We start from the raw sequence: 5,560 nt of genomic DNA on the forward strand, positions 1-5,560 counted from the left end.
AGGTGGGCAAGGGCGAGACCGCTTCGGCGTCCTGGGATGGTTCGGGCAGCTGGGCCAGGGCGTTGGGTTCATCGGTGTAGGGTAGGTCGAAGCGGTACTGGCTGGGTAAGTTGAGGCTGAAGTCGGCGGCTAACCCCGTCTCGCCTGCCCTGGGGTCGAGCACTAGCCCAGGCAGCGAGAGGGAAACCAGGGGCAAATCAAACAACTGGGTCCATTCTCTGGCCGCAGGGGCGGTGCCGACCGGCTGGGGCCAGGCCCCGGCCCCGGTTGCCTCAAACCGCCAGCTCTGCGGCGAGGCGATGGAGCCACCGCTGCCATTCGAGTCTTGGACCCCTAGCTCAAAGGGCACCAGCTGGCGATTGGCGCTGGGGTAGTTGGGGGGGAGCTGGGTTTGGGTCAGGGGCAGGGCCTGCACCATGGGCAGGGTGCTGTGGTGCTGCCACACCCAGGGCAAAAACTGGCTGAAGGTATTGGCGGGCAACACCTTTTTTTCGACCAGAGCGCCCAGGATCTCTCGATTGACGTCGTAGCTAAAGCTCCAGGGGCCTAGCGCCGCTACCACCGGCTTGGGCTCAGAGCGAGAAATTGGCGGCAGTGCTCGGGCCGAAAGAGTCAGGTTGGCGAGCTGGATCACCGCCGCCGCTGGGAATAGGTCGCTGTCGCGGACGGTGCGCAGGGAGTGCGATCGCACCCCAGATACCCAGTTGTCCAGCTCAGGCAGCGCCTCCTGGGCCAGGGGGCGACTAGTACTAAGCCAAAACAGGCCGTTGAGTACCAGCTCGGGGGCCGTGCCCCGCAGAGTCACTTCGCTCAGGCGGTAGCCTGTCGCTTCGGCGGGGGTTAGGATCCATTTGCCGCTCAGGTGGGCCACATTGGTCAGTACCAGATTCCAGGGCTGCTCGCTGGGGTAGTCGGTCTTGAGTAGCTTGGGGTTGTCATTGCCCAGAGACACCGCCCCCTGAAGCAGACTGGGGGCGGTACTGGTAGTGGAGAGGGGCCGCGCCAGGCTATTGTCTAGATAAATTTGCTCTGTCAGGTTGAGAATTGGCAGCTGAAACCAGCCCTGCTCTAGGGGCATAAAACCCCACAGAACTGGCGCGGCAAAGGTGTCAGCCCCGGTAGCAGGCGGCAGTTGCCCTTGACGAGCCCGCAAAAACTCAGGCACCGCTACCGGGTCAAAGGCCAAGGTGATGTCGCTGAGGGTGACAGTTTCTGAGGGCTCCGTAGGGGTTGGGGCCTGGTAATGGTAGGTATAGTCTGGCCCAGGCTCGGAACCAGCCTCGGCGATGGCGGCAAGCCCAGCTTCTGGCTCCAGAATGAGGTGGTCACCGTCTCGGCTGACTTTTACACGGTGCGGCGCGATGCGCCCCAGGGAGGTGGGGGGCACATCGGTATCGTAGGGCGACTGGTTACTCAGAATTAGGCTGAGGCTATCGTTGGCAAAATTGAGCCTGCGTTCCTGCCCCCAGGCGTGAATTTCCCAAAATAGGTTGGGGACGGCGGTGGGGTTGGTGACCTCCAGGGTGACCCAGTGGGGGCCTGCTTCAGCGGCGGCTTGCACCGTGCCATTCAGTGGGTTGCGGGGGGTGAGGTACTGGCTTAGCTCCTGCCAGGCCTCGATCCAGGCCTGGCGTTCGAGGAGCGTAAGCCGCTCCACCTCCAGAGTGAGGCGAAAGGGGCCGGGCTCTAAGGTGGAGAGCCCCGCTGAGTCAGCGGGGCCAGGGCTAAAGGTCTGGGCTAACTGCAGGGCCGCCGCTAGGGGCTCAGGTTTCCAGGGCAGATCGATGCCACCATACAGCGACAGCCCGCTGCTGTGCACCGACAGAGCCGTCCGCAGGCGGGTTCCCCCCTGCCGCTTCCCCTGATCCAGATCTGCCGCCGCCGGAGCACTGACTGCCAGAGCGTTGTAGAGGTTCTCGGTGGCATTTCTCTGAGCGCTGAGAAAGGTGCCCAGGGCGATATCGCCCGCTAAGCAGGTGAGAGGCGGCCAAGACTGGGCGCTGGGCGTCGTGGTTGTCGACCCCAGGTCAGGCCAGCGCTGGGGGTCGGCCTGCACCAGCAACAGGGTCAGCGCGCCTGTAGCCAGGGCGTTGTGCAGGTCATCGGAGAATTCTGCGGCGGGAGCGGGGCCTGGCGATCGCTGCCAGCTGTACTGCTGGGCGGCGGTAGGGGTAACGGTGACAGGGGTAACGGTGACCCGGCGGACACAGCCCAGCAAAATTAGGGTGCCGGGCAGGTAGAGCGACTCGGTGCTCGGGTGCCGCTCTAGCCAGAGACTGCGAAAGGCATGGTTCTGGCTGGGGCTGGCCAGTTGCACCACCTCTACATCGGCTTGCCAAAAAGGGCCTTCGAGCAAAACGGTGGGCACAGTGGTTGTGGGAGTAGACACCATGACTTAGGCCTGGGGTAAAGATTGGGGGGCAAGGGCTATGAGGTCGCTGGGAGCGGCACTGCCGCGACGGGCTTGTAGGCGCAGTTCGCGCCCCTGTAAACCCTGCTGGGTAGAGGCTTGAAAGAGGCGCTCAACGGCGGCGCGATCGCTGGGATGGCTATAGAGACGGCGCAAAGCCTGCCCCTCATCCACAGTCATTAACCCGTGGTAGCGAATCGTCGCGTTGCCAATCAGCAGCTTGCCCTGCAAGATCTCGGGCAGGGTAGCGGTGGCGGGCCGGGTAGTTTCCGCTGCGGGCAGGGGAATAGAGACTTGCCGGAGGGAGGGTAAAGCCTCCAGGGGCACGCTGATGGGCTCGGGGGGCTCGACTCTGGCAAGCTGCTCTAGCATCGTCGAGATCAGCCGCCGCAGGCTGGCCCCAAAGCTCTCATCGACCACCAGCCCCTGCAAGCTCCGAATCTGTGCATCGGTGTAGGCTGGGGCACTCCAGGTGAGCTTGCCGGTCGCCGTTGCAGAGGCGGGTGTGATCTCCAGCTCGGCCCGAATGTCTTCCGGCAGATCGGCGGCTGTGGCCGGGCGCAGGCGAGTCAGCTGCTCTAGGGCTGTGGTAAACGCCTCATCCCCGGTGAGAGCTAGAACCGCTGTTCGCTCGGTGGCACTGACCGCTCCCTGCCAGACCAGTACGGTTTCGTTGGGGGTGGGAAAGTCTACTACTGCATTCAGCGAATCTGGGTTCGGCGGATCTGGAAGCGTCAACGGCCCAGAGATCGGCTGCTGACTAAAGCCAGCGTTGTAGAACTGGTCGATGGCGGCGCGATCGCTAATATCCACCAGCAGGGCCTCAATGGCCGCTAGGTGATTGCTAAATAGCTGGCGCAGGGCGACCTGCTCATCGATCGACAGCAGCCCCCGCAGCCGCAGCCACTTGAGCTTCATCGGTGCGCTATAGGCGATGTCGAGCTGGGGTATGAGGGCCGCAAAGGCGCTGATAAAGGGGTCGCCCGGCTGGAGACGACTGCGCACCAGCGCCACCAAATCCTGGGCTGAAACACCTAGATTATCGGCTCCTTTCCACTGAAGCTGGGGTCTTGCCCCAGAGCCCCCGATCAGAGTTAGCCCAGTCAGCGGATTGCCAACGGTCTGTGCCTGCTGGCTGGCGTCAAGTTGGTCGAGCCGGGGCCAGGCAAAGGCAATGGTTTGCTCAGAGACGGTTGTTCGAGGGGCTGCCGCTAAGACCTCTCTAATTAGCTGATCGACGGCGTTGACCACCTCTCTAGGCTGATTTCTGAAGGTTGCAATTAGCTGCGATTCTTCGGCAAGAGTCATTGACCCCAGCCACCTAAGGGTGTGGGTTGTGGTAACGGTGGGGGGGAACTCTGTCCGGTCTGCGCCAGTTTCGGTTTCCGTAAGAAGCTTGTTGCGCAGGTCTACCGGTGTGGCAGGCAGGGGCGAAATGCCCCTGATGGGGTCGGTGGTAACTGAGTCCCTGGCAGCTTGCACTTGGTTAATTAAGGCCTCTACCCCTTGCCGGTACTGTGGCTCATAGTCCTGGGCTCCAGCGGTGAGGAGGGCTTGGGTGGCGGTATCCATAGGCCCAGTCCAGCGCAGCACCCACTGGGGGTTGGGATTGGGGGGATAGGTGACCGCGATCGCAAAACCCTCTATAAACGTGCCTGCCGGGTGGGGCCTGCGCGGCGGCAGGGCGTAGGGGGTCGTGACGGTCTTCTCTGCCAGGGCCTTTAAGACGCTACTAATTGCAGCGGTTGCCGGTGCTTGGTAAGCAGGCAAGCCATTGCCATAGCTGTTGAGGACCGTTTTTTCTGCCTCCACAATGGTGCCCTGCCAGGTGATGCGATCGGGGCGAATGGTGAGCTTAGGCCGCAGCAGCCTGGGAATAGTGGTGAGCTTGGGCACCTCAGGGTAGTCGACTAGGTCGGGCAGCACCGCCGCGCCGCCCTCGGGCAGAGGTACCGGCGCTCTCAGATCGGGGGGCGATACGGGCGGGTTGGCAAAGACTCGGGTAGAGTACCACTCATCTAAATTATTTTCTTGAGCAGTCAGATCACTACCCGCGCTTGGCAGCGGCGATTGGAAGAGGCCGGGCACGGAGTTGATCAGCAGATTGACGCGGTCTTGGCGGTCAAATACCCCCACCAAAAACAGCGAAGGGGCCTGCCGACGCAGCACCTTAGCCTCGGTAGTAGCCAGGGACATGAGTGGTGGTTCAAAATAGCTTGCCCGCTGGAGCTGCAGCTCATGGATCTGGTGCAGGCCAGTCTCTAACCTAAAATCGGCCTGGGGCTGAGTGGCGGGCGGCGGCAGTAGCCGCTTTAGCTCACCCAGAAAGCGTTGCCCCAGCTGGCGCAGGGCATATTGCCCTGCGGTGGGGTCAAAGAAATACTCCACCTGTACCTCTAGGTTGCCGCTGTATAGCTCCACCACCTGGTAGATCACCTCTGGGTCGGGCAGTGAGGCGGGCTTGCGGCGAACCCCGGTGCTGGTAGCGGGGTCTTCGGCTTCCCACTGATCTTGGACATGGGCGGGTAGGGCGTCCCACAACCGTTTTAGGGGTAGGGTTACCTGGCGAGTGTGAAGGGTTATGGCGGGGGTATTGGGGTTGACCCGGACGGGGGCTGTAATGCTGACCACCTCACCTGTGGGCTCGGGGGTGCGGTATTCGAAGTCGCGCTGCACAATTTCGTTAGGGGTAGAGACCGTAGTGGCGCTCTGGGCAATGAGCAGCAAACGATGCTCGTAGAAAAAGGGAAGGGCATCCCACTGGAGCACCAGCGCCCCCTGCTGGAAGTTGCCGTTGCGCAGGGGTAGATCCAGGCTGCGGGCCTCATCGGCAGACAGGGTTCCCAGATCGAGATGGTCGGGCTGCTCTGGGTAGGCGGTGGGCAGCGCTGGGTAAATCTCTTCCACCCATTCCAATTCGAAGGTATAGTCACTGGCCCGTACCAGCTGCTGCTGCCAATCACTGTAGGCAAAGCGTCGCAGCAAGGTGAAGGCAATCTGGCGATAGGCAAGCCGCCGCACCAGAGTTTGGTTGCGCTCTACCAGGCGTTGCTCTAGGTGCTGGGCCACCATCACCTCCCAAATGCGACCTGGGGCGGCGGGGTTGCTGGGGGTGCCAGCGGCGTCGAGGCGGCTAGAGCTGAGCACCAG

At 62.5% G+C, this 5,560-nt stretch carries 2 protein-coding genes; both read right to left on the bottom strand.

Going from position 1 to position 5,560, the window contains the following annotated elements; genetic code table 11:
- On the bottom strand, nt 1–2,392 hold a 2,392-nt coding region (locus IQ273_RS29570), incomplete at its 3' end, for a hypothetical protein (protein ID WP_194026686.1).
- A 3-nt stretch (nt 2,393–2,395) separates the two neighbouring features.
- On the bottom strand, nt 2,396–5,560 hold a 3,165-nt coding region (locus IQ273_RS29575; protein ID WP_194026687.1), incomplete at its 5' end, for a hypothetical protein.

Origin of the sequence: Nodosilinea sp. LEGE 07298 (assembly GCF_015207265.1) — a bacterium.
Taxonomy (GTDB): Bacteria; Cyanobacteriota; Cyanobacteriia; order Phormidesmidales; family Phormidesmidaceae; genus Nodosilinea.